Here is a 25,233-nt window from a genome sequence, read left to right as displayed (position 1 = left end):
AGGGTTATGTGTCAGCCTCTGAGAATTCAACCCCGATCGCGGGGGATCAGACTCTGCAACTGCTGCGCCAGAAAATTCGCATCGAAGGCGAAGGTGTCCGGGTCTTTCAAGCCATTGGTCTTGCGCCACTGCCAGTTGTCGGACGGCGGCAGGCACACCAGCGAAATGCTGCCATACCGCGCGGCGGTCAAACCCATCACCGCCAGGGAAATCTGCCCCCCGGCGCCCATCACGTCCGGCACGAACTCCACGGGTTTGCCGGCGATCACGATGCCCAGTTTCTCGGTCTTGAACGTGGAAGTCTCGACTGGAACGCTAGGCCCCGAGGCGACATACGCCTCACGGCTGACTTCCAGCAGGTTTGGCGCCTGGACCGGCTCCAGCCATTGCTGGATCTGATCGAACAGTTCGCCAATGCGCGTCGTCCACACGGCCGATTGCGACTCGAACAGTTGTTTTTTGTGCGCTTCGCTGTCTGCGTAGTGGCGAAGCATCTCGCCCAGTTGCTGTACGTCGTCCATTGCGGTGTTCCTTTGGTTGAAGCAGTGCTGCGGACTTTGAGCATGGCAGATGCGCGCCGCGGACGTACGACTAAAAGCGTGAGCGGTATTGACTGGGGGTCATGGCGAGGAATTTGCGGAAGGCGCTGCCCATGTGCGACTGATGCGTGAAACCGGCATCGAGGGCGATGTCGGCCAGCCTCAGCCCGGTGCACTCAATCATCCGCCGTGCCGCCTGAAGTCGTACTTCAACGAGGTAAGCGTGCGGTGTCAGGCCGATGGCGCGAGAAAAGTCGCGGAGAAAGCGCAGCTCGTTCTGGCCGTAGGCTGCCGCCAATTGTTGCAGCGTGAGGGGCTGATGGAATTGTTCTGCGATCAGGTCCAGCACTTTGGCGAGGGCCACGGGTGCCGGCCGATGAACCCTTTCGATCTGCGGTTGCGCCAACCCCACGAATCCCAGGGCACATTGCTCCAGTGCCAGAAAGTCGGGTTGTGGCGCCAGTAACAAACGCCGCACTTCGCGCGCCAGGCTCAGCGCCTGTCGATTGCCGCAAGACTGTACGCGATGGCCAACGTCGGGCAAATGCTCATCGGCGAACGATTCGTCCAGCTGCATCAGCAAATATTCGCCACCGCTGGCCGATTCGGAAAACACTTCGACGCCTACCGGCGTATACGCCAGAACACCGGGCAACGTATCGAAATCCACCCGTCGATCCGAGTCAATCGCGTGCACGCCCTGCTGGCGTTCCAGCGTCACCCCAAGGGTTTGCGACTGCGCCGGATCGCGTGCGCTGTAAGCGGCACGGGGCAGGAGTTGCAGGCTGACTTTAGCGCCCGACAACCGTTGGCTCAGCATGTGAAATTTCCTGATAGAAAGCCGCTAGGCGCCACGGGATACTCCCACTCAAAGGGTTGCCAACAACAGGAGCACGCCATGCGCACCATCGGCCTTATCGGCGGCATGAGCTGGGAGTCCAGCGCTGAGTATTACCGTCTCATCAACCAGCAGGTACGCGACCAACTCGGGCCGTTGCGTTCGGCGAAATTGCTAATGTACAGCGTCGACTTCGGGCCTGTCGAACAGGCGCAGCATGCCGGTCGCTGGGACGATGCGGCGTTGATTCTGGTGGATGCCGCGCGGCGGCTGGAAGCTGGCGGCGCCGATTGCGTAGTGCTGTGCACCAACACCATGCACAAGGTGGCCGGGCAGATTCAGGCGGCGATCAGTATTCCGTTCCTGCACATCGCCGATCCGGCCGGACAGGCGGCGGTCGATGCCGGTGCGCGAAACGTCGGGTTGCTGGGGACAGCGTTCACCATGGAACAGGACTTCCTCAAGGAACGCCTGACATCGATGGGGCTGACCGTGCTGGTGCCGGATGCCGAAGAGCGTCAAGCCGTGCACCGGATCATCTACGACGAGTTGTGCGTCGGGTTGATCAGCGAGGCATCACGCCGGGTTTATCAGCAGGTGATCGAATCCCTGGGTCGGCGTGGCGCCCAGGTCATCATTCTCGGCTGCACCGAAATCGGCCTGCTGATCAAACCCGAGCACAGCGCCCTGCCCCTGCTCGACACCACCGAACTGCATGCGCAGGCGGCGGTGGCGTTCGCCTTGGGCGAGTGAATCAACCGGCCTTGGGCGTGCGCCGCAGACGCGCCATGCTCAAGGTGTCCACCAGCCGCCCGTCACGCACGGCGTAGTCGCGAAACAGGCCTTCGGTTTCAAAACCAAACTTGCGGTACAGACCGATGGCCGCTTCGTTGTCGGCGTACACCGACAGCTCGACCCGTTGCAGATTCATCCAGTTGTCGGCGATGTCCAGCGCGGTGGCCAGCAACTTCGAACCAACGCCCTTGCCCTGCCACGCCGGCAAGACGCCCATACCGAAGCTGCCGGCATGACTGCGACGGATCCGCGAAAACTGCTCCAGGCCAATGCTGCCGATCACCTGGCCCTGATGCAGCGCCACCAGTTTGATTTCGCGTTCGTTGTCCGACGCCAGGCGTTTGCGCCAGAGCTCGATGGACTGAAACGGCATTTGCAGCACTTGCCGGGTAACCGCCGGCTCGTTGTAAAGCGCAGTGATGCCTTCGAGGTGTGATTCGTTAAAGCGGTCGAGGGTAATGACAGCGTCAGTGACCGACATGGGTGATTCATCCTTGATACAGACATGGCCGCTCACTCTACAACGCAATCTTCCAACATGGCGAATACCAAAGGCTCGCTCCCACAGGTTGGGGCAGTGCTCAACCGTCGAACCACTCCCGGCGCTCATTGAAGGTGTTCTGGATCAGCTCGACAATCATCTGCACCTGCGCCTCTTCTTGCGACTGCACATTCACCGCCATCCACACCTGACGCTGCATCGGCTGGCCAAACAAGCCCGGCAGCGCGATGAGACCACGGTCAAAACGGCTCATGTAGCCGGGCAGCAAACCAATGCAGGCGCTGCAACGGATCATCTCCAGCATCAGCTCATAGGCATGCAATTGCACGACCCCGGCCAGGCGCTGCTCCACCAGCGCATTCCACGGCACAAAGCTCTCGACCTGAAGGTTAGGCTGCCATTGCACCAGCAGGAAATCGGCGAGGTCATCGAGGCTGTCCGGGCGCGACGCGGTGCGTGAGTAACGCTTGGCAATGTGCGGCAGGTAGTCGAGCCGCGCCAGACGTCGAGGCTCGTCGACGGCAAAACTCGGGCCCGGCAGCGGCGAATCGGTGCCGGCCAGCCACACCACGACATCGGCGCTGACGGCGCGCAGGGCCAGCTCGCTGTCGAGGGAAATGATCTCCAGACGCACGCTGGCGTTGCGGCGCAGCAAGGCCACCAGGTCACGACCGAGAATGTCATGCAAGATGGATTCGGCGACGGCCAGGCGCACCAAGGGTTGTTCGATCACCGGCAAATCACGTTCATGGGCCAAGGCAATCAGCTGCGCCTGAAGCTGCAAGCCTTCACGACTGAGGGCGACGCCATTGTCGCCATGGCTGAACAACGCGCACTGCAGTTGCGCTTCGAGTTGCGCCAACTGCTTGCGCAGCAAAGTCGCCTTGATGTTGAGACTGCGCGAGGCCTGCATGAAACAACCGCAGCGGGCACTGACCGTGAACGCTTGCGCCAGTTGCGGGTCGAGCGCGGCGGCCTGAGCGCGCAAGGAAGATGAAGTGTCTACGGGTGAGCGGTATTCGGCGGGGCTTTGGCGCCCAGTGGTTTCCATGAATGACATCGATGACTCCCTGTCGATCTGTCTATTGGAAACCTCATCCTGCGCAACGTTTATGAACCTGATGTGACAGCGTCATCACACGCTGGGGATTTGACGAAAACTGACCGCCAGGCGATTCCAGCTGTTGATGGTGGTGACGGCGATGGTCAGGTCGACCATTTCGCTCTCACTGAACTGTTCCCGGGCCTGGGTGTAGACGTCGTCCGGTACGTGGCTTTGCGAGAGCAAGGTGACCGCTTCGGCCCAGGCCAGCGCCGCGCGCTCGCGCGGATTGAAGAAGCCGCTGTCACGCCAGACCACAATCGAATACAGACGCCGGTCGGTCTCGCCCAGGCGCCGTGCGTCCACCGAGTGCATGTCGGTGCAGAAGGCGCAGCCATTGAGCTGCGAGGCGCGGATCTTGATCAAGTGCAGCAGCGCCGGCTCGATGCTCAGGTTGCTGGTCAGCGCCTCCATGGCAATCATGGCTTTCATCGCTTTGGGCGACGCGCTGTAGTAATCCAGACGGGAAGTCATGGCGTGCCTCGCGGATCGATAGATGCTTTCACGGTAAGCGCTGATGCGGCGGCGTTACAGATCCAATTGCACGAAATACCGGTGGACCACGCCGAAGCAGGCCAATCCACGGTTTTTCCCCCACGCAACTTCTGCACGGTGGCGCTTGCGGGTAATCTGGCGCGACGCACACGCGCCTCAACCGCCCAGGAGCCCCGTCGGTATGGAACTTCATGTTGTCATCAACGGCCGCAAGGACCTGGCAGGCCAGTTGTACAACCAACTGCGCAGCGCCATCGAATCCGGCCGTCTGGCAGCCGGGACGCAACTGCCGCCCAGCCGCCTGCTGGCCGAACAGCTGGGCATCTCGCGCAAGACCATTTCCGACACCTATGCGCAACTGACGTATGAAAACTTCCTCACCGGGGTGATCGGCAAAGGCACCTACGTCAATGCCCGGGCGGCAAAAGCGTTGCCCAAGCAAAGCCATTCGCAGTTGGCGAGTGCCGAAGTCATCGAGTCATGGCGCAATTTGCCGGTGTTTTTACGTCACCCGACGCTGGAAGGTTCGCTGCGTTATGACTTCATCGGTGGCGCCACCAGCAAGGGGCAGTTCCCCCAGGACGATTGGCGGCGCTGCACCTCTCACGCGTTGCGTCAGATGACCGGCTCCAAAGGCTTCTACAGCTTGCCGGAAGGCCTGCCGGCGCTGCGTAACGCGATCGCCCGGCACATCGCATTTTCCCGTGGAGTGAATTGTCAGGACGAAGACGTAGTGGTGTGTAACGGCGCGCAACAGGCGCTGGACCTGATCTCCCGCGTGATGACCCGCCCCGGCAGCATCGTCGCCATGGAAGACCCTGGCTACCCGCCCGCCCGCCTGCTGTTCGGCAGCCACGGCGCCACGGTGATCGGCGTGCCGGTCGACGCCGAAGGCATTCAGGTCGACCAAATCCCTCTCGGCACGCAGCTGATTTATGTCACGCCATCGCATCAGTTTCCGCTGGGCATGCCGATGAGCCAGGCGCGGCGAGTGGCGTTGCTGGAGCGCGCCTACGAGCTGGGCGCGATCATTATCGAGGACGATTACGACAGCGAATTCCGCTATGAAGGCCGGCCCACCGACTCCCTGCAAAGCATGGATGAGCGCGGGATCGTCGCCTACGTCGGGACCTTTTCGAAAACCTTGCTGCCGGAGTTACGCCTCGGTTACGCGATCTTGCCGCCAGCGATTCTCGAAGCAGTGATCCAGGCCAAGCAACTCACCGACCGGCATACCTCCACCCTGCCCCAATGGGCGCTGGCCAAATTCATTGCCGAAGGCTGCCTGCTCAAGCACATCCGGCGCTGTCATACGATCTACGCCGGGCGGCGCGAACGCATCCTCACGCGCATCGCGGGCGACCTGTCACCCTGGCTCGAAGCGATCCCGAGCACGGCGGGTTTCCATATGGTGCTTATGTGCAAAGTGCCTATCGATATGCCATTGCTGATTGAACTGGCGAAAAAGGTCGAAGTCGGGCTGTATTCCATTGACACCTTTTACTACCAGCGGGCGCCACAGGCCGGGCTTCTCATGGGATTTGGTGCCATCGAAACCCTGGACATCGACACCGCGCTGGACCGCTTGCGGGACATTTTGCAGCAGGTCGCCTGAGCGATTGGTCTGGGTTTTTATCCGGCGATTGGCTATTGGCGGTCCGTAAGTGCAGGCCTATCCTGCATAAGCGTTATCCCTCAATGAGCAGGATTCGTCCGGCCTGATTCAGGAGTGTGAGCAATGTCCAACGAAGTGATCAACACCGTAAAGGTGCAGGCCGCCGCCGGCCGCTCGGATGAGCTGGGTAAGCAACTGCAAAAGATTGTCGAAACCCTGCGCAAACAACCGGGCTGCGATTCCTATATGGTCGACCGCTGCCCCGAGGACAGCAACCGCTGGAACGTCAGCGCCCGCTGGCAGTCGGAAGCGGCCATGCAGATGCATTTCAACTGCCCTGAAGTACAAGGCTTTATCGGTCTGATCGATAACCAACTGGCGAATGCCGTGGACTTCAACAGCTTTCCGATCCGTTAAATCCCCCTGTAGGAGCCGGCTTGCTGGCGATCCATTCACCGTGGTGCAACTGATGCACCGCAGTGATGCGATCGCCGGCAAGCCAGCTCCTGTATGTTTTTATTGCCTAGCGATAATCCTGATTGGTCCCCTGACCTTCTGCTGAATTGGCTGTTTGATTGCGCTCCCCGGCGGATTAACGTTGTTTCTGACAACTAACCACCGCAGGTGATAAATCATGAAAGTTTTGCGTTTACTGGCCGCCCCGCTTGCGGTCCTCGCCCTGAGTGTTTCTGCCTCGGCATTCGCCCACGACCCTTCGGAAAAAGTCACGATTCTGCAAGATGAAGCACTGAAGAACGTCCCGGGCAAAAAAGCGCTGATGATCGAAGTCGATTACAAGCCGGGCCAGTCCTCCATCGCCCATAAGCACGAAGGCACGGCAATGGCTTACGTGATTTCGGGCACGATCATTTCCCAGGTAAAAGGCGGCAAAGCGATCACCTACAAGGCCGGTGAATACTGGTATGAACCCGCCGGTTCGGAACATCTGGTGTCGAAAAATGCCAGTGCGACCCAGCCAGCCAAACTCCTTGTTTTCATGGTGTTGTCCCCCGACGAGAAAGTATTGATCCCCTTGGAAAACTGATGGCTGAACGTACAGCCATAAATAAACAGGCCCGAATCACACGCTCGGGCCTTTTTATTCCCCGGTGCAATTAACTGGCAACTTTTAAACCAAACAATACTATGGGTCACCTGACCAGCGCATGAATTGGCTATTTCATTCAGCCGTCACAGGTTTAGTCTGAAGTCACTGCCGACATCGGCCACTTTAACTTCCCGACTCAAGTTGTTTCACTGGAGAAACACCCATGAAACTTGCACTTATCAGCACCTTGACGATCGCCACTGTTTTAACCGGCTGTTCAATTCCTACTGCGCCGACGGCAGTTTCTTCACTCGACGGTATCTTCAACGCGCCCGTCGGGCGCAGCAGTACCCGCCATGTCGCCAGCGGCAGCCAGGTCTCGCTGGGCATCGTCTACAGCCGTAACACCCAGACCAATCGCGTTTACCTGCAGGACTATCAGGCCAATGCCGGCACCGGTTTCGGCCAGAGTCTGCTGGTGCAACCGATTCATGATGCCTACGTCGCCACCTCCAAACCCGACCTCGCGGTGGAGTGGGTCCAAGCCTCGTTGCAACGTCAGTTCGGCTCGGTCACGGTGTACCCGGACATGCAAAGCCTCAGGACGGAGAAGCCCGACGTGGTCGCCGTTGTCGACATCCGCAGCCAATTGATCACTTCGCGCAGTTCGGATATCAAGGCCGATGTGAGTGCGGACTTTTATGATCCCAACTTCAATTACATCGGGACTGCGCAAGGGCATGATGCCAAAGCATTGAGCCCGGTGTGGGCGGACTATAAACGCAGCGAAGAGATCGTCGCGGATATTAATGAACAGCAAAACGTGCAAGTTCGGGCATTGCAGAAGTTTGACCAGTCGCTCAGTAATTTATTGACTGGGCCGACAGATAAAGTGTCGATGTTTGATAATAAAACAGGCAGGAAGTTGTATTGAAACCAATGACCCCATCGCGGGCAAGCCCGGCTCCCACAGGACTTGTGTTGGACACATATCATCACATGAAACAAAACCTGTGGGAGCCGGGCTTGCCCGCGATGAGGCCCGACCAGAAACCAAAAAAACCAGGCAAAAAAAACCCCGCATATTTCAATGCGGGGCTTTTTCATTCAGCGACTGATCAGGCCGCTGGCTCCAGTTCTGCACTGGCGGTAGTGGCAATAGCAGGCACTACCGCTTGCCCGCTCAATGCCAGATCCAGCAACTCACGGTTGGCCACGGCATACATCGCGTAGTCAGTGCCGCTTGCCGCACGGATTTCCACCAGCATGGCGCGCCAGCGTTCGATCATGCCTACGTGCTCTTCCATCCACAGCGCCAGGCGTGTTTCCACGTCGTGAGAGCCGTCGCCCTGTTGCAGGACCGAGATGGTAATCGCACGTTGCTGCCAGTCGACGTCATCGCGGAACGCTTCACGGGCCAGGGCCTGCCAGTTGTTTTCAACCGGCAGAGCGCTGATCTGTTGCAGGTACCAGGTGATGTCCAGCGCACTGCCCACGGCGAAGTAGGCCTTGGCCACGTCCGCAGGGTTCTGGCCGGTCACGTCGGAGGCCTCGATGATCGGCAGCAGCGTGTACAGGTGCGACGTGCCAGCCACCATGCGTGCGAGCAATTCCGGCACACCAGCTTCGACGTACGCCTCGTAGCGGGCCTGCCAGTTCTCGTGGATCTCGCCGCTCAGCAGTTCGTCGAGCTTGAGACCCAACTCCTTCAGATGCGGACCGAAATGCGCGACGTCACGGGCGGCGTTCTGCTCGTTGCGACGGGCACGCAGGAACCAGCGCGTAGCGCGACGGCCCAGGCGCATCAGTTCGTCCATCAGCTCCAGTTGTACGTCAGCGGAAACCTGGTAATCCAGAGCTTCAATCTGACGGAACCAGTGCGGGAGATGGAAGATGTCACGCACGATCACGTAAGCACCGGCCACGTTCGCCGGGCTCATGCCGGTCGACTCTTTGAGTCGTTGAACGAAGGTGATGCCCATGTGGTTCACCAGATCGTTGGCGATCTGGGTGCTGACGATCTCGCGCTTCAGACGGTGACGGCGCATGGCTTCGGAGAACTTGCTCACCAGGCTCGGCGGGAAAGCGGTTTCCATGTCGCGCGTCAGGTAATCGTCGTCCGGCACACGGGAGTCCAGCAACTGCGCCTTGAGGTCGATTTTGCTGTAGGAGATCAGCACCGACAGCTCGGCACGGGTCAGGCCGTGGCCTTCCGCGAGGCGCTCGTTGATCGCTTCTTCCGACGGCAGGAACTCGATGGCGCGATCCAGCTTGCCGCGGCCTTCCAGATCGTTCATCAGACGTTTGTATTCGGCAATCCGCACGAACGCACGGCGGGCTGCCAGGGACAGGGCCTGAGTCTGTTTGTAGTTGTTGCCCAGCACCAGGTTGCCGACTTCGTCGGTCATGCTCGCCAGCAACTGGTTACGTTGCTTGTCGGTCATGTCACCGGCCTGAACCACTTCGTTCAGCAGGATCTTGATGTTCACTTCGTGGTCGGAGCAATCCACGCCACCGGCGTTGTCGATGAAGTCGGTGTTGGAACCGCCGCCATTGAGGCCGAATTCGACACGACCCAGTTGGGTCATACCGAGGTTACCGCCCTCGCCCACGACTTTGCAGCGCAGCTCGTTACCGTTCACGCGCAGCGCATCGTTGGCCTTGTCGCCGACATCGGCGTGGCTTTCGGTGCTGGCCTTGACGTAGGTGCCGATACCGCCGTTCCACAACAGGTCTACCGGCGCCTTGAGCAAGGCATTCAGCAGTTCGGTCGGGGTCAGCTTGTCGGCCTGAATGTCGAAACGCTCTTTCATCTGCGGAGAAATCGCGATGCTTTTTGCGCTGCGAGAGAAGATCCCGCCGCCTTCGGACATGATGCTGGTGTCGTAATCCGACCATGCCGAACGTGGCAGATCGAACAGACGCTGACGTTCGGCGAAGCTGTTGGCGGGCGTTGGGTTCGGGTCGATGAAGATGTGCAAGTGGTTGAACGCAGCGACCAGTTGCAGCTTGTCGGACATCAGCAAGCCGTTACCGAATACGTCACCGGCCATGTCGCCGACGCCCACCACGGTGATGCTGTCTTCCTGGACATTGATGCCGCGCTCGCGGAAGTGACGTTGTACGCCAACCCACGCGCCCTTGGCGGTGATGCCCATTTTCTTGTGGTCGTAACCGGCAGAACCGCCGGACGCGAACGCGTCACCCAGCCAGAAACCGTAGTCGATGGCGATGCCGTTGGCGATGTCGGAGAAGGTTGCAGTGCCCTTGTCCGCAGCGACCACCAGGTACGGGTCATCGTCGTCATGGCGCACGACGTTGACCGGCGGCACCAGTGCGCCGTCTTTCAGGTTGTCGGTGATGTCCAACAGGCCCGAAATGAAGATGCGGTAGCAGGCGATGCCCTCGGCCGCGATCTCGTCACGGCTGCCGCCCAGTGGCAGGCGACGCGGCAGGAAGCCGCCCTTCGCGCCGACTGGCACGATGACCGAGTTCTTCACTTGCTGGGCTTTTACCAGGCCCAGGACTTCGGTACGGAAGTCTTCTTCACGGTCAGACCAGCGCAGACCGCCACGAGCGACGTTGCCGAAGCGCAGGTGCACGCCTTCGACGCGAGGCGAGTAAACGAAGATTTCGAACTTCGGAACCGGCTTCGGCAGCTCTGGAATCTGGTGCGGGTTGAACTTGAAGCTGAAGTAGGACTTGTTCTGACCGTTGGCATCGGTCTGGTAGAAGTTGGTCCGCAGGGTGGCTTTGATCAGGTCGAGGTAGCGACGCAGGATGCGGTCTTCGTTCAATACCTGGACGTCGTCCAGTGCTGCCAGAATCGCGTGTTCCAGACGTTGCTGCTTGTCTTCCAGGTCGTCGCCGGTCAGCTTGCGCGCCAGGTAGAAACGGGTCTTGAACAACCGGGTCAACTCGCGAGCGATGTCGGTGTGGTTGTTCAGGGTGCTGGCGATGTAGCCGAGGTCGAAGCCCAGACGAATCTGCTTCATGTAGCGAGCGTAAGCACGCAGCAGCGCCACATCGCGCCATGGCAGGCCGGCGGTCAGCACCAGACGGTTGAACGCATCGTTCTCGGCATCGCCACGCACGATGTGGACGAAGGCGTCCTGCAAGGTGTCGTTGAGTTGCTGGATGTCGAGTTCCAGGCCTTCGGCGGCAGTGAACGCGAAATCGTGAATCCAGAACTCGCGGCCATTGTTGTGACGCAGGCGATACGGGAATTCACCCAGAACGCGCAGGCCGAGGTTTTCCAGGATCGGCAACACATCGGACAGGGCCAGCGGGGTATCGGCGTGATACAGCTTGCAGTGCAGCTCGCGCTGGCCGGAGACCTGACCCAGTGGCTGATAGAAGCTCATCACCAGAGGATTTTTTTCGTTCAGGTTCAGCAGGTGCTGCATGTCGACCACAGCCGAATGCGCAGCGAAACGCTCGCGGTAACCGGCCGGGAAGCCTTTCGGGAAATCCGCCAGCACGTTGGTGCCGTGTGCTTCACCGAAGCTTTCCACAACCAGGCTGGCGTAGTCGTCCTGCCAGCTGCGGCAGGCTTGTACCACTTCTTTTTCCAGCAGGACCGGGTCGATGTCCAGACGGTTCTTCGGATCGACGCGCAGGATCAATTGCACGCGGGCCAGCACGGACTCGGAGAAGAAAGTCCAGAACTCGCAATCCGAGGCTTTCAGGCGATCCATCAGCACTTGCTGGATCTTCTGGCGCACTTCGGTGGAGTAGATGTCACGCGGCACGTAGGCCAGGCAGTAGCAGAAACGACCGTACGGGTCTTTGCGCAGGAACACGCGGATCTTGTTGCGTTCCTGGATCTGCACGATCGACATCACGGTGCTGAACAGTTCGTCGACCGGGGTCTGGAACAGGTCATCACGGGGCAGCACTTCAACCACCTGCGCCAGTTCCTTACCCAGGTGAGCCTTGGCCTGGAAGCCGGAACGGCGTTCGATTTCCTCGACCTTGCGACGGATATACGGAATGACCCGTACGCTCTCGCCATACACCGACGAGGTGTACAGGCCCATGAAACGGCATTCCTTGATGACCTTGCCGTCGGCATCGATCTCGCGGATCGACACGTAATCCGGGTAAGCCGGACGGTGTACACGGCTCGGGTGCGCAGCCTTGGCGAACGACAGCAGGGTCGGTTCGCGCAGGTAGTTCACGGCGTAGTCTTCGATGCGCAGGTCATCGTAGGTCAGGCCGGTACGCAGCAGTTTGGTCAGGCCGAGGAAGGAATTCTGGTCGTAGACGATGTGGCCGCCATCGACTTCATCCTGAACCACGAACTCTTCGTAGCCGAGGAAGGTGAAGTGGTTGCCCACCAGCCATTCCAGGAAACTTTTGATTTCGGCTTTTTCTTCGCTGTCGACAGCAAACTTGCTGTTGTCCAGGCCGGTCAGGATTTCCTGGACCTTGGCTTTCATCGGCTCGAAATCGGCGACCGCGACGCGGACTTCACCAAGAACCTGTTCCAGCTCTTTGCTCAGGACATTCAGTTCAGCGGTGTTCGCGCAACGGTCGATTTCCAGGTACATCAGGGATTCTTGCAGGATCCCTTCGCCCTGAGTGCCTTTTGGCAGGATTTCCAGCAACTCGCCTTTGCTGCCGCGACGCACGCTCAGCACAGTGGTTTGCAGGGTATGAATGCTGTAGCCGCGACGGTTCAGCTCGGTACGCACCGAGTCCACCAGAAATGGCAGGTCGTGGTGCAGCACTTCGACCGCGGTGTGGGTCGACTGCCAGCCGTGGCGTTCGTAATCAGGGTTGTAGACGCGAACCTGCGGTTGCGCGTGATCGAAGCGCTCAAGCAGGCGCCACGCAGAAAGGGTGCAGCCGGCGAGGTCGGACAGCCGACGCTGAGTCAGCTCGTCCAGGGAAATGATGCCGAAGAATTGTTCAGCGAACAGCGCCACTTGTGGCAGTGCCTGTTCACTGATGTGCTGCGCCAGTGCCGCTTGCAGTTGGTGCTGGAAGTCGGCTTTGCTGGCTGCGGTGAAGAACGCCATCTGTGGTACTCCGCTTGGGCTTGTTATTGATGGAAGCGTCGCGTGCAAACCCCTTTCGGGGCGATCCGTCACCCGGTTCCTGATTCTCGGGCAGAGGAAACAGGATGACAGGTGGGTGAAGCTGGACGAGACACTCAGGTCACATTCACCTTCCATGAATGGGCATCTGCAAAAACGACTCTGCGATCAATTGCACAATGTCTTTACAGGTATCCATTCGATGCGCAGCTTAACCAGAGCGGCAAGGCCTGTGCTTGCGGTGCTGCGACATATTCGGTCATCGGTACGCAGCTCTGCGGCGGCGCATCGAATAACACTAGCAGCCGTGTAGGAAATTGGGCGTTTCATGCTCGGATTCATGGTACGTACGTGCCAGAAATGACCAGTCATGATGAATCCAGTCACAACAGATAATGGCTTGCATGGCTTTATTGCAAATGGTGTCAGTGAGGGGATCCTAGGTTCGAACGCGACTAACCGGACGCTTAACCTTATCGAACACAACGGGTCGATACTGCACACCATACCGTTTTAGTGAAATGTCTTTCTTTGCGACCCCGAAATAGTATGGTCCATCATAAACTTCGCCAATTTTCAGATTTTCGAAAACCTTGCCCGTATTGATCGTTTGAATCCTCCCCGAATAAGCCTTAACCGGGCGTTTCGCAAGCCGATTAATACTTTCAGCAAATGAAATATCTTCTATGCCAAATGAATTTCTTTCTATATCTGCCGAGTGACATGCCGCAATTCTTATACTCTCAAATTTTGAGACATCAACCCCGTGGCGCTTAGCAAGCTTAAGCAAATCCAATCCAGTAAAATCGCCCTCCACGCCCCCTGGAAAACCATGGGTATCAAAGGTAAGCCTGGAACCGCCCTTGTAAACATCTTCAAATGTAAAAATACCTTCGGAGAGCCTTGTCACATTCGATACAGGCTTAAGTTTTATCCCAAGTTCATATGAGGCGGCCACTGCGGGAGCTTTCTTCAAAAACTGACTTAATGAAGAAGCAAGATGCCCCGTAGGATCACTTCGATTGATCGGATCCCCCAGACAGTACGCGTAAGTATTTACCCCGCCGGCCCCAAACGGACTCAAATTATCCGGACTGTTGAACCGCATCAGAATCGGGTTAAACGCCCGATACCCATTACCCAACAAATAATGCCCGGTCACGGGATCCGGTAGCTGGCCGTTGAAGCCCAACAAGCTGTTCAACCCGCATCCGCAGGGATGATGACCGTAAGGAGCGTAAGTGGTTGAGCGTGGTTTACTCGCGTTGAGGGCACTCAGCACAGAGCGCTGCAGGTCCGTGGCCAATAACGTGTTTTCGAACCCGCCATCCTTTTGCAGCTGTTGCGCTATCAGTTGGTCGCTGTACTGAACGAACGATTGGCGTTCCTCGCCTTGTATCTCGGTAGCCAGGCGATCTTCGCAATAAAAGCGTTGGCGCTCGGGGCGATCCAGCTGCCTGTGGCTAGTGATTCGATCCAGTGCATCGTAGTGATATCGGACGGACAAGGCTTTCTGCTGGCTAATCATCGTTAAGTCCTGTGAGAGAACTGAATTATCGATGGCTATAGCAACCAATAGCCACTAGCAGAACTGATAGGCACTCACCCAACACAATCCAGCAAAAAACCCTCAACACTGGCAAAATCGCCCTTTGCCTGCCAACACCGCGCCCAGCGCCAGGACTGCTCAAATGCAAATGACCACCGCCCTCTTGATCGTCAACCCGTGCGACGAGGAAGAAGACAACATGGCCATGCTCGCCTGCCACAGCGATCAAGGTGAAATGTTCCTGATGAGCCGCTACCCCGACGAGGACGAGCTGGAGATTACCCTTGATGGCGAGCCTTCGGCGCTGGACGGCGTGAAAGTGACCCTCAGCCCTACCCGTTTGCTGATCGAGATTGCGGCGGCGGATGCGGATGCGTTGAATGGGGATGATTCGCTGGAGATCATTCACAGCACGGATGCGAGTGACTTGGCGGAGGTTGAAGAAACGTTGCAGAACATTCTCAAGGGGACAGGGACTTACATCAGCAAGATTTGATGATGTCTGGGCCGGCCCCTTCGCGGGCAAGCCCGCTCCCACAGGTATCGAGTCAGACACAAGATCTGTGCACACCCTAATTCACTGTGCGGGCTTGCCCGCGAAGGCCCGTTTGATCGACGCATCCGCCTGGCCTGTACAACCTTCAAACACTTTTACCCATCTATTCCCACACTTTGCACAAAATGCCGTTAGTCGCCGCCCCCCGCGATGCTTTAAAGTAACGCCCCCAGCCCTGGCGTTATTCGAACGTCTTCGGTCACCCTTTCCAGGAACAGTCATCGATGGAACATCGTGAAGCGCTGCTCGCGCTGCGAACCTTTCTTTCAACGCAGATTCTCGGCCAGGAAAAACTCATCGAGCGCTTGCTCATCGCCCTGCTTGCCGACGGCCACATGCTGGTCGAGGGCGCTCCCGGCCTGGCCAAGACCAAGGCCATCAAAGAACTCGCCGAAGGCATCGAAGCCCAGTTCCATCGCATCCAGTTCACCCCGGACCTGTTGCCTGCGGACATCACCGGCACGGAAATCTATCGCCCGGAAACCGGCAGCTTCGTGTTCCAGCAAGGCCCGATCTTCCACAACCTGGTGCTGGCAGACGAAATCAACCGCGCTCCGGCCAAGGTGCAATCGGCCCTGCTCGAAGCGATGGCCGAGCGTCAGGTCAGCGTCGGGCGCAGCACTTATGAGCTGTCGCCGCTGTTCCTGGTGATGGCCACGCAAAACCCGATCGAGCAGGAAGGCACCTATCCGCTGCCCGAAGCCCAGCTCGACCGCTTCCTGATGCACGTGAAAATCGGCTTCCCGGACGCCGCCGTCGAACGCCGCATCCTGCAACAGGCCCGTGGCGAAGCCCTGAACGGCGAAACCAAACCGGAGCGCCGGGTCAGCCAGCAGGCAATATTCGCCGCTCGCAAGGAAATCCTCGGTCTGTACATGGCCGACGCGGTGGAGGAATACCTGGTGCAACTGGTCATGGCCACGCGCACGCCGGGCAAATTCGACCCGGAGATGGCCGAGTGGATCGCCTATGGCGCCAGCCCGCGCGGCTCGATTGCCCTCGACCGCTGTGCCCGCGCCCACGCCTGGCTGGCCGGTCGCGACTTCGTCAGCCCGGAAGACATCCAGGCCGTGCTGTTTGACGTGTTGCGCCACCGCATCATCCTGTCCTTTGAAGCCGAAGCCGCTGGCATCGACCAGGACAGGGTGGTCCAGCGTATTCTCGACGTCGTAGCCGTCGCTTGACCCTAATGAACGCCCCCCTGCCGCCCGAGCCGGGCATCCGTGTCAGCCTCGCCGAGCTGATCGAGATGCGCCATCGCGTGCGTGAAGTGCAGCTGTTTTCGACGCCGAGCCAGCGCAGCCCGCTGATCGGCCTGCACCACTCGAAGCTGCGTGGCCGTGGCGTGGACTTCGATCAGGTGCGGGTCTATCAGGCCGGCGACGACGTGCGCACCATCGACTGGCGCGTCACCGCTCGCACCCAGGAACCGCACACCAAGCTGTTCCATGAAGAACGCGAGCGGCCGATTTTCATCATGGTCGAGCAGAGTCGTCGGCTGTTTTTCGGTTCCGGGCTGATGTTCAAATCGGTGCTCGCTGCGCAAGCGGCGAGCCTGATTGGCTGGGCCGCACTGGGCCATAACGATCGGGTGGGCGGACTGGTGTTCGGCGACAACGAACACTACGAAATCAAGCCACGGCGCAGTAAGCAGAGCCTGTTGCAATTGCTCAACCGGCTTGTGCGCGTCAATCAATCACTGCACACCGAAAGCGAAACGAACCGTGACGCCCTCAACCTGGCCCTGCGTCGCGCCCGGGAAGTGCTGCGTCCCGGCAGCCTGGTCATCGTGATCTGCGACGAACGCGCGCTGACTGAAGGCTCCGAGCAACAACTGAGCCTGTTGTCCCGCCATTGCGACCTGTTGCTGCTGCCGCTGTCCGATCCACTGGACCACGCCCTGCCCGCTGCCGGGTTGCTGCGTTTCGTCGAACGCGGTGCGCAACTGGAACTCGACACGTTGAATTTCGAGCTGCGCCAGACCTACCGCGCCCAGGCCGAAGCACGCATCGCCCATTGGGAATTGCTCGCGCAAAAACTGCGGGTGTTGCTGATGCCCTTGAGCACCCAGAGCGAGATGGTCGAACAACTGCGCGAGTATCTGAACCCACAGAAACCGGGGAAAGGTCGATGAGCAGCCTCGATCAACTGCAACCGCTGATCTCCCCGCCACCGATAGGCTTCTGGCCTCCGGCGCCGGGCTGGTGGCTCTTGCTGTTGTTGCTGCCGCTGATCGGCTTCGGCCTGTGGAAGGCGCGGCGTTTTCTGCCGAACAAGCGCCCCATCGTGCGCGCCGAACAACCGCTGGACCCGGTGCGCCTCGCCGCACTGGCCGAACTGGCGCTGATGCCAAAACCCTACGATGGCGCGCCGGCCGGTGCCTGGCTGCAGCAACTCAACGGTTTGCTCAAGCGCCTGTGCCGCAACCATTACCCCTACAGCCAGAGCCACACCCTCAATGGACGCAAATGGTTGGCGTTTCTCGACAACCGCTGCCCGGCTGCCGGCCTGACGCGCTGGATGGTGCTGGTCGAAGGTGCCTACAAACCCGAATGCAAACTCGACGACAAGGCCATCGCCGGCCTGACCCAAGCCGTCGACACCTGGATTCGCAAACATGTTTGAGTTCGCCTGGCCGTGGATCTTCGCCCTGCTCCCCTTGCCTTGGTTGATGCGCATCGTGCTGCCGGTGGCCGACAGCGGCGAACCGGCGCTCAAAGTCAGTTTCCTCAGCGACCTCGAAGGCCTGGCCCGGCGCCGTGCTCGAGCCAACCTGCCAGCCTGGCGGCAACAAGCGCCATTCATCCTGCTGTGGCTGTTTTTGCTGATCGCCGCGGCGCGCCCGCAATGGCTTGGCGAGCCGTTGCCGATTGCCGCCAGCGGCCGTGATCTGCTGGTGGCGGTGGACGTTTCCGGCTCCATGGATTTCCCCGACATGCAGTGGCAGGACGATGAAGTCAGCCGACTTACGCTGGTGCAACATTTGCTCGGTGATTTTCTGGAGCGTCGCGAAGGCGACCGTGTCGGCCTGATCCTGTTCGGCAGTCGGGCATACCTGCAAGCCCCACTGACCTTTGACCGACGCACCGTGCGGGTCTGGCTTGACGAAGCGCGCATCGGCATCGCCGGCAAGAACACCGCCATCGGCGACGCCATCGGCCTGGCGCTCAAGCGGCTGCGTCTGCGTCCGGCGCAAAGCCGTGTGCTGATTCTGGTCACCGACGGTGCCAACAACGGCGGCGAAATCGACCCGCTTACCGCTGCGCGGCTGGCGGCCAAGGAAGGCGTGAAAATCTACCCGATCGGCATCGGCGCCGATCCCGAGCAAAGCGGCACCGCAGGATTCCTCGGTATCAACCCGAGCCTGGACCTCGACGAACCTGCGCTGAAGGCCATCGCCGCCGCCACGGGAGGTCAGTATTTCCGCGCTCGCGACGGCAAGGAATTGCAAGCGATCAAGGAAACCCTCGACCAATTGGAACCGGTGACTCAACAACCGACCCAGGCCCGCCCGGCGCAGGCGTTGTATCACTGGCCGTTGGCGATGGCGCTGCTGTTGAGCCTGTTGCTGGTGGCTCGCGAACGCTGGCCGGATAACCCGTTGCAGCGTCTGTTTACCAAGGATCTGTTCTTGCAAACGCAACTGCCTGACTGGCGTCAGCGACTCAAGCGCCTGCGCCTGCGGAGGCGCCGATGAGCGCGCTGTGGCCTTATTGGTTCCGCCCTTGGTGGCTGCTGCTGTTGCCACTGCTCGGCTGGTTGCTCTGGCAACTCTGGCATCGACAGAAGCGCGCCGGGCGCTGGCAGATGATTCTGCCGCCGGCCTTTCATTCCGCGTTGCTAAGTGGCGGCAACGGTCGCGACAGCAAGCTGCCGTGGGTCGCCCTCGGTGTGGCGTGGCTGCTGACGATACTGGCGTTGTTGGGGCCGAGCTGGGAGCGCGTCGAGCAACCCAGTCAGAAACCGGCCGACCCGCTGGTGGTGATCCTTGAGCTGACTCCGGAGATGCTCGCCACCGACGTCACGCCAAACCGGCTGGAACAGGCCCGACGCAAGCTGTTTGACTTGCTGCAAAACCGCAGCGACGCCCAGACCGCCATCGTCGTCTACGCCGGCAGCGCACACACGCTGGTGCCACTGTCGGATGACCTGTCTACCAGCGGCAATCTGCTGGAGGCGCTCAAGCCGTCGTTGATGCCCCAGACGGGCCATCGCGCCGATCTCGCGGTGACCAAGGCCCTTGCACTGCTGAATCAGGGCGCGCTGGGTGACGGCCGGATTCTGCTGATCGGTTCATCCTTGACCGAACTCGAGCGCGAAGGCATTCAACAGGCGCTGGATGGCAAGTCCACGCAGCTTTTGATGCTCGGCATCGGCACCGCCGAAGGCGCACCGATCACTCAGGAAGATGGCAGTTTCCTCAAGGATGACCAAGGCGCGATTCTGGTACCGCGCCTGGACGAGCCGAACCTGAAAGCGTTCGTCAACGGCCTCGATGGACGTTATCGCCACGCGCGCCTGGACGATGCCGACCTGCGCGCCCTCGGCCTGCTCGATGGCCCGCGCAACTTGCGCAATGACGGCCAGACCCTGCGCCTCGATACCTGGGCCGATCAGGGGTATTGGCTGTTGTTGCCGCTGTTGCTGCTGGCGGCCTGCGCCGGTCGTCGCGGCTGGCTGTTCTGTCTGCCGCTGCTGTTCCTGTTGCCGCAACCGAGCTACGCCTTCGATTTTGAGGACTTGTGGCTGCGTCCTGACCAGCAAGGCCTGCATCTGTTGAAGAAGAAGCGTCCGGCCGAGGCCGCGAAACATTTCGAGGATCGACAATGGCAAGGCGTGGCGCTCTATGAGGCCGGCGACTACAGTGGCGCCGCCCAGCGGTTCGCCCAAGGCAATGACGCCCACGCCCACTACAATCGTGGCAACGCCCTGGCCAAAGGCGGTGAGTTGGAAGCCGCGCTGGATGCCTACGAACAGGCGCTGGAGCTGCAACCGGATCTGCGCCCGGCGCTGACTAACAAGACCTTGGTAGAAAGCCTGATCAAGCAGAAAAACACACCGGCGCCTGTCGAACCGGACAACACTGAAGGTGACGAGACCGGGACCCCGCAGGAACCACCGCCGGGTGCAGCCGCCCAACCGTCGAACAGTGGCGAACCGGAGTCCGACGCCCAGACGACTCCGCCCGATGCGCAACAATCGGAGACGACACCAGCACGCCCCGGCACCAATGAGGTTCCCGGCAGCGAATTGGGCGACGAACAAAGCACCACCCCGCCGCTGCGCCCGGCCAGCGACGCCATCGAAGGCGAGCAGCGCCAAGCGCTGGAGCAATGGCTGCGCAAGATCCCGGATGACCCGGGCGAATTGCTCAGGCGCAAATTCTGGTACGAACAGCAGCAACATCAGGATCAGGAAAAAACTCGATGACCCGCTTCACCGCTTTCATGCTCGCACTGTTGATCTGGACCGTTCAGGCCCAGGCTGCGGAGCTGGTCGCCAGTGTCGACCGCAGTCGCCTGAACTCCGGCGAAACGGTCGAGCTGACCCTGGAATCCAACGATGTCACCCAATTCGGCAAGCCCGACCTGACGGCGCTGGAGCCGCTGTTTGAAGTGCGCGGCACCCGTCAGGTCAACCAGTTGACGACCCTTAACGGCGGCAATGGCGCCACCACCCGCTGGATCATTACCCTGCTGCCTCGGCAGAACGGCAGCGTGGTCATTCCGTCGCTGCAACTGGGCGAAGTACAGAGCCAGCCGATCACCCTGCAAGTGGTCGAGAGCGAAACCCAGGACAGCACGCAAAAACTGGCCCCGGTGTTCATCGACGCCAGCCTCGATCAAAACAGCGTGTACGTGCAGGCCCAGGCGATCCTGACCTTGCGCATCTACCATTCCGTGTCGCTGTACGACGACAGCAGCCTGACGCCGTTGCAGATTCCCGATGCCCGCATCGAGCAGTTGGGTGAGTCGCGCACTTACGAAAAAGACATCAACGGCCTGCGCCACGGCGTGATCGAATTGCGCTACGCGATCTACCCGCAACACAGCGGCCAGGTCAGCATTCCGGCGCAGATTTTCAGCGCCACGCTGGTCGACGCGCAACCGGCCAAGGACGTCGAATCCCAGGTGCCAAAATCCGGCAAACTGATGCGCGTCAGCTCGGTCGAACTGCCGCTGACCGTCAAGCCGAAACCCGCCACTTACCCGGCGGACGTGCCTTGGCTGCCGGCCCGCAACCTGACCCTGAGCGAGAGCTGGAATCCGGAACCGGATCACGCCCAAGTGGGTGATTCGCTGACGCGCAGCCTGTTTTTGAAAGCCGAAGGTTTGGCCAGCTCACAACTGCCGCCGTTGCCGGCCACCGACGTCAACGGCTTGCGACGCTATCCGGATCAGCCGGTGCTGGTCAACCAGAACAGCGAGCGCGGCCTGATTGGCAGTCGCGAGGACCGTGAGGCTCTGGTGCCTGTCCAGCGCGGAAACGTCGAGTTGCCGGCGGTGGATGTGGTCTGGTGGAACACCTTTGAAGATCATCTGGAACACAGCAGCCTGCCAGCGCGGACGCTGCAAGTGGCGAACAATCCGGGATTGATGGTCGATACCCCGGCCGGCGCGCCGCTGGTCATTTCCGCTGCCGACAATGAAGCGCTCTGGTGGTGGAAACTCAGCACCGTAATACTTGCCTGCACCACCCTGCTGGGCTTCGGCCTCTGGTGGCGCGCCCGCTGGCAACCGGCGATCCTGCGCGCAGCCCAGACCGGCCCGAGTCCGCGCACCGTGCTCGACGACCTCAAGCGCGCCTGCCAGGCCAACGACTCCCACGCCACCCGCCAGGCCCTCGACGCCTGGGCCCGACAACAACCGGAAACCCTGGCCGACATGGCGGCGCGATTCGTGCCGTTGTCCGATGCGCTGGATGGTTTGAATGGGGCGCTGTACAGCGAAACCGGCCAGCATTGGCAAGGTGAGGAATTGTGGCGCGCGATCAAGGCGATCCCGATTGCCGAGCGCATTCAAGACCCGGTCGGCGACAGTGGCCTCCCGCCGCTGTATCCAAAGTGACGGTATCTAGCGGTTGAGATGGAACTCGGCATCCAGATGAATGGCCTGTAAAAAAGTGCGGTCGTGAGAGACCACAATCAAAGCCCCTCGGTACTGATTGAGCATCTGCTCCAGCGCAATTTTACTGGGCAAGTCCAAATGGTTGTCCGGCTCGTCCAGCAATAGCAATTGCGGTGGCCGCTGTGCATACAACTGCGCAGCCAATGCGATTTTCAGACGCTCACCGCCACTCAACTGACAGGTCTTGAGCGTCGCACGATCCGCATCTATGCCCATCTGCGCCAAGCGGGTTCGCGCCTCGGCTTCGGGCAACTCCGGATTACTCTCGTAGAGCCACTGCACCGCCGTGCGTTCGGGGTACTGTAATCCGGCATGTTGATCCAACCAACCGACTTGGCAACTGCGTATGCGCTCGCCTTCGCGCACAGGCAGTCGGCCGGCGATCACCTGCAAGAGAGTCGACTTGCCGCTGCCGTTGGCGCCCAGAATTGCAAGGCGCATAGGCCCCGTCAGCGTCAGATTGATCGGCGCCGCGTAACCGAACGGGAGAATGACATCGTTGAGTTGCACAATCAGCTTGCCATTGGGTACTGCGCTTTCCGGAGACAGCATCATGCGCTGTATGTCTGGCGCACACCGCGCACGGGCATCAGCAATCCGTTGTTGCTGCTGCTCCCGAGCCAACTGTTGATTGAGGCGCAATTTTCCCTGACTGTTTTCACTGCGCTCTTTTTGGGCATTGGTGATCAGTTTGGTCTGATTGCCGTCGCGGGCCTGACGGTCGCCACGCGCATTACGCCGTTGCTGACGCTCCATCTGCACGGCCATCTCACGTTGCTCACGCTTGGCCTGCGCTCGCTCGCCTTGCAATGCCGACTGAAACGACTGCTGCTCCTGCTCGCGCGCCGCCGCATACTGACTGTAACTGCCGCCATAGGCCGCCAGCCCCAATGGCGAAAGCTCAACGATTTCGTTCATGTGTTCCAAAAGGGCCCGGTCGTGGCTGATCAACACCAAACCGTTGGACCAGCGATCAATCTGCTGCGCGAGCTTGTGTTGCTGATCGATGTCCAGATGGTTGCTGGGCTCATCCAGAATGAGCCAGTCGGCCCGAGACAACCACGCCCCCAGCAGCGCGACCCGCTGCCGCTCGCCCCCACTGAGGACGTCGGTTTGCGAGCCGGCATTCAAATGGCCCAGGCCGATCTTCTCCAGCTCCGCCTCAAGGCGTATGGCGCAATCCCATTGATCGACCGCCAGCGTATGGTCCACATCGTCAACGCTACCTTGGGCAATGCGATCCAGCGCTGCCAAAATAAGATCGACACCTGCCAACGCGGCAACGGTGGGATAGCGCTCTGGCTCCAATAACTGCGCCACGGCGTAAACCTGCCCTTCGCGACGAACGATTCCGCTGGTGGGCAGTTGCTCCCCCGTCAGGAGCCGGCCAAGCAAGGACTTGCCACAGCCATTGGCACCGACGATGCCCGTGGCCCTGGAGTTGAAGGTGTAATTCAAGTGATCGAACAGAACGCGCCCGTCGGGCAGGTTGTACGACACTTGATCAAGTTGGAGTAACCGTTGGGTCATGACGCTTCCTTAAACAATCGGCCCGATAGGCACTGAATAACTCCGTGATGGTGCGCAACAGCACCCGGTGGATGGGCAATGATCGCGAACACAGCGTCGGCCCACATCTGAAAATATCCTTCGAACAGCCCGGTGACGAGTGGGCAAGACCTCCCGTGGTCCCTCAGCACATGAAGCCAGTACAAGGTCGTATCCGAACGGATGACCAGAAAAAATCTTTCGCTTTTTGCAGCATTATTTTATTGCTTCGGATTTCACTTCTTAAAGCTCAGGCCTTGACAGTGATCCGACTTAACGGAACGGTCCTACACCAAATATAGATACGCCTGACAGCAACGCTCAGTAAGTCCAAGCAATCATCCGTGCCTTTACTCCACGCGGAGATACATGGATGTTCAGCTCTACCTATCAAGGTGTTGGCAAACTCGACGCTGAAACATTTTTTCACGACCACCCAATATGCGATTACCGAGCAGAGCGTGCGCTCAACCGATGTTTCTCGCTAAGTGCGAAACGGGTCAGCGAATGGACTAGCCAACGAGGCCGCCCATGAACAAGCCACACCCTGCCGACCTCGCTGCGGCTGCCGCGTCCAAATCGCCCATTGGCTCCCTTGGCGCCTGCCCTTTGCGACAAACCCACGTGCAGCTACTGCCCTTGCGTTACGGGCTGGTGGAAAAGCCCCTCGACCCGAGTGCCGAACTGAAGCTGCCGTATGCCCTGACAACCCGCCCATTGGGCATCCGTTTACTGCGCGATGGCTGGCTGTACATCATCGACAGCGTTACCGGTGAATTGCATGAGTACCAAGTGCGCGACGGGTTGGTCAGTGCCCTGCTGCACAAGGGCGCCAAGGTTGATGGTGATCAGCGCACGGCCATCGAAGAGCGTCCGGCGCTTATTTTTTCAAGACGCAGCACCCTGCATGTGACCTTCGCCGAAGTGCAGTGGACGGCGGCCAAATGCGCGCAAGTGCTCGATAGCCGCACCGAACGCGACCACTTCATGCAGGCCGTCGACCTCGGCCCGGTGCATTGCCAAACCGGTGGCGAGCATCTACTGACGGTCGAGCAGGGCAAACAGTGGCTGGCGGAGATCTCAACTGCCCCGGTCCAGCAGGCGCAAGCCGCACAAGACCGCGCGGAACATGAATCCGAGGCGCCGCCGGACGCCGTTCTATTGCCGCCGGTGCACGTCAGCGATGCACCCGCGCACGAACGTGAACCCTATCTGTGGGAGCAGCCGCGGCGCTTTCGCGAGGCGCACATTGGCGAGTTGCTCGGGCGGGTGCGCCCGGCTTATCAGGACGACACGTTGTTCCTCGTGGTGCAGGACGACCTCGGCGTGCTGCGCGATCTGGCCGAGTATCAAGACACCGTGGTCGGCTGGGTCGATGACTGGAGCAATGCCGACACCAACGAACGCGATTACCTGTTGGCCTGCTACATCGAGTCCTTGAGCCAGCTCAGTCCCGCGGATATCGGCAACCTGGCCGG

At 59.9% G+C, this 25,233-nt stretch carries 21 protein-coding genes; 13 read left to right on the top strand and 8 right to left on the bottom strand.

The features are described from left to right. Nucleotides 1-26: 26 nt before the first annotated feature. Both Q7W83_RS14085 and Q7W83_RS14080 read right to left on the bottom strand, forming a co-directional pair. Nucleotides 27-521, bottom strand: coding sequence for a hypothetical protein (locus Q7W83_RS14085; RefSeq protein WP_150633637.1), 495 nt, complete (start codon nucleotides 519-521; stop codon nucleotides 27-29). Nucleotides 522-591: 70 nt separating this feature from the next. Continuing rightward, nucleotides 592-1,359 (bottom strand): helix-turn-helix domain-containing protein, encoded by a 768-nt coding sequence (locus Q7W83_RS14080; protein WP_473656214.1) that lies wholly within the window; start codon nucleotides 1,357-1,359, stop codon nucleotides 592-594. Nucleotides 1,360-1,437: 78 nt separating this feature from the next. Between Q7W83_RS14080 and Q7W83_RS14075 the strand changes: the two genes are divergently transcribed. Further along, complete coding sequence (locus Q7W83_RS14075; protein WP_473656213.1) at nucleotides 1,438-2,130, top strand: aspartate/glutamate racemase family protein; 693 nt, start codon at nucleotides 1,438-1,440, stop codon at nucleotides 2,128-2,130. 1 nt (nucleotide 2,131) lies between these two features. On the opposite strand, the gene Q7W83_RS14070 is transcribed toward Q7W83_RS14075, so the two are convergent. From Q7W83_RS14070 to Q7W83_RS14060, 3 genes are all read right to left on the bottom strand, one after another. After that, complete coding sequence (locus Q7W83_RS14070) at nucleotides 2,132-2,653, bottom strand: GNAT family N-acetyltransferase (RefSeq protein WP_150633634.1); 522 nt, start codon at nucleotides 2,651-2,653, stop codon at nucleotides 2,132-2,134. A 100-nt stretch (nucleotides 2,654-2,753) separates the two neighbouring features. Next, nucleotides 2,754-3,734: a LysR substrate-binding domain-containing protein gene (locus Q7W83_RS14065; RefSeq protein ID WP_473656212.1), complete on the bottom strand. Its 981-nt coding sequence runs from the start codon at nucleotides 3,732-3,734 to the stop codon at nucleotides 2,754-2,756. Nucleotides 3,735-3,809: 75 nt separating this feature from the next. Next, nucleotides 3,810-4,250 (bottom strand): carboxymuconolactone decarboxylase family protein, encoded by a 441-nt coding sequence (locus Q7W83_RS14060; RefSeq protein WP_150653318.1) that lies wholly within the window; start codon nucleotides 4,248-4,250, stop codon nucleotides 3,810-3,812. 202 nt (nucleotides 4,251-4,452) lie between these two features. Here Q7W83_RS14060 and pdxR point away from each other — a divergent pair, with 202 nt between their 5' ends. The 4 genes from pdxR to Q7W83_RS14040 all read left to right on the top strand — a co-directional run bounded on the left by pdxR (nucleotide 4,453) and on the right by Q7W83_RS14040 (nucleotide 7,868). Further along, nucleotides 4,453-5,886, top strand: coding sequence for a MocR-like pyridoxine biosynthesis transcription factor PdxR (gene pdxR, locus Q7W83_RS14055; RefSeq protein WP_150653317.1), 1,434 nt, complete (start codon nucleotides 4,453-4,455; stop codon nucleotides 5,884-5,886). A gap of 123 nt (nucleotides 5,887-6,009) precedes the next feature. Beyond that, nucleotides 6,010-6,303 carry a putative quinol monooxygenase gene (locus tag Q7W83_RS14050; RefSeq protein WP_150633630.1) on the top strand — a complete coding sequence of 98 codons (294 nt, stop codon included), beginning with the start codon at nucleotides 6,010-6,012 and terminating at the stop codon, nucleotides 6,301-6,303. A gap of 217 nt (nucleotides 6,304-6,520) precedes the next feature. Then, nucleotides 6,521-6,931 (top strand): cupin domain-containing protein, encoded by a 411-nt coding sequence (locus tag Q7W83_RS14045; RefSeq protein WP_150633629.1) that lies wholly within the window; start codon nucleotides 6,521-6,523, stop codon nucleotides 6,929-6,931. A 226-nt stretch (nucleotides 6,932-7,157) separates the two neighbouring features. Continuing rightward, the gene (locus Q7W83_RS14040; protein WP_473656211.1) at nucleotides 7,158-7,868 is read left to right on the top strand and encodes an ATPase; all 711 of its coding nucleotides are present in this window, start codon (nucleotides 7,158-7,160) and stop codon (nucleotides 7,866-7,868) included. 184 nt (nucleotides 7,869-8,052) lie between these two features. On the opposite strand, the gene Q7W83_RS14035 is transcribed toward Q7W83_RS14040, so the two are convergent. Both Q7W83_RS14035 and Q7W83_RS14030 read right to left on the bottom strand, forming a co-directional pair. After that, the gene (locus tag Q7W83_RS14035) at nucleotides 8,053-12,957 is read right to left on the bottom strand and encodes an NAD-glutamate dehydrogenase (RefSeq protein ID WP_150633627.1); all 4,905 of its coding nucleotides are present in this window, start codon (nucleotides 12,955-12,957) and stop codon (nucleotides 8,053-8,055) included. A gap of 457 nt (nucleotides 12,958-13,414) precedes the next feature. After that, on the bottom strand, nucleotides 13,415-14,503 hold the full coding sequence (locus tag Q7W83_RS14030) for an RHS repeat-associated core domain-containing protein (RefSeq protein ID WP_150639176.1): 1,089 nt from the start codon (nucleotides 14,501-14,503) through the stop codon (nucleotides 13,415-13,417). A gap of 163 nt (nucleotides 14,504-14,666) precedes the next feature. Here Q7W83_RS14030 and Q7W83_RS14025 point away from each other — a divergent pair, with 163 nt between their 5' ends. The 7 genes from Q7W83_RS14025 to Q7W83_RS13995 all read left to right on the top strand — a co-directional run bounded on the left by Q7W83_RS14025 (nucleotide 14,667) and on the right by Q7W83_RS13995 (nucleotide 22,147). Further along, nucleotides 14,667-15,020, top strand: coding sequence for a hypothetical protein (locus Q7W83_RS14025; RefSeq protein ID WP_473656210.1), 354 nt, complete (start codon nucleotides 14,667-14,669; stop codon nucleotides 15,018-15,020). Nucleotides 15,021-15,304: 284 nt separating this feature from the next. Then, nucleotides 15,305-16,264 carry an AAA family ATPase gene (locus tag Q7W83_RS14020; RefSeq protein WP_020800601.1) on the top strand — a complete coding sequence of 320 codons (960 nt, stop codon included), beginning with the start codon at nucleotides 15,305-15,307 and terminating at the stop codon, nucleotides 16,262-16,264. 5 nt (nucleotides 16,265-16,269) lie between these two features. Beyond that, complete coding sequence (locus Q7W83_RS14015) at nucleotides 16,270-17,214, top strand: DUF58 domain-containing protein (protein ID WP_150634739.1); 945 nt, start codon at nucleotides 16,270-16,272, stop codon at nucleotides 17,212-17,214. Further along, on the top strand, nucleotides 17,211-17,705 hold the full coding sequence (locus tag Q7W83_RS14010; protein WP_150653314.1) for a DUF4381 domain-containing protein: 495 nt from the start codon (nucleotides 17,211-17,213) through the stop codon (nucleotides 17,703-17,705). Before Q7W83_RS14015 ends, Q7W83_RS14010 begins: the two co-directional genes overlap by 4 nt. Then, nucleotides 17,698-18,777, top strand: coding sequence for a vWA domain-containing protein (locus Q7W83_RS14005; RefSeq protein ID WP_458377476.1), 1,080 nt, complete (start codon nucleotides 17,698-17,700; stop codon nucleotides 18,775-18,777). The genes Q7W83_RS14010 and Q7W83_RS14005 overlap by 8 nt, the downstream gene beginning before the upstream one ends. After that, entirely contained in the window at nucleotides 18,774-20,510 is a 1,737-nt protein-coding gene (locus Q7W83_RS14000; RefSeq protein WP_473656209.1) for a tetratricopeptide repeat protein, read from the top strand. The genes Q7W83_RS14005 and Q7W83_RS14000 overlap by 4 nt, the downstream gene beginning before the upstream one ends. After that, nucleotides 20,507-22,147, top strand: coding sequence for a BatD family protein (locus Q7W83_RS13995; protein ID WP_150634735.1), 1,641 nt, complete (start codon nucleotides 20,507-20,509; stop codon nucleotides 22,145-22,147). Before Q7W83_RS14000 ends, Q7W83_RS13995 begins: the two co-directional genes overlap by 4 nt. Nucleotides 22,148-22,153: 6 nt before the next feature. Here Q7W83_RS13995 and Q7W83_RS13990 read toward each other — a convergent pair whose 3' ends face one another. Then, nucleotides 22,154-23,737, bottom strand: a complete 1,584-nt coding sequence (locus Q7W83_RS13990) for an ATP-binding cassette domain-containing protein (RefSeq protein WP_150634734.1) — start codon at nucleotides 23,735-23,737, stop codon at nucleotides 22,154-22,156. Between the two features lie 549 nt (nucleotides 23,738-24,286). On the opposite strand from Q7W83_RS13990, the gene Q7W83_RS13985 reads away from it, so the two are divergent. Further along, nucleotides 24,287-25,233: toxin VasX (locus tag Q7W83_RS13985; protein ID WP_473656208.1), on the top strand; the 947-nt coding region annotated here is incomplete at its 3' end.

The organism is Pseudomonas sp. 300, from assembly GCF_055803035.1.
The sequence above is the reverse complement of the archived record's forward strand: the minus strand, read 5'-3'. Positions and strand labels throughout refer to the sequence as shown.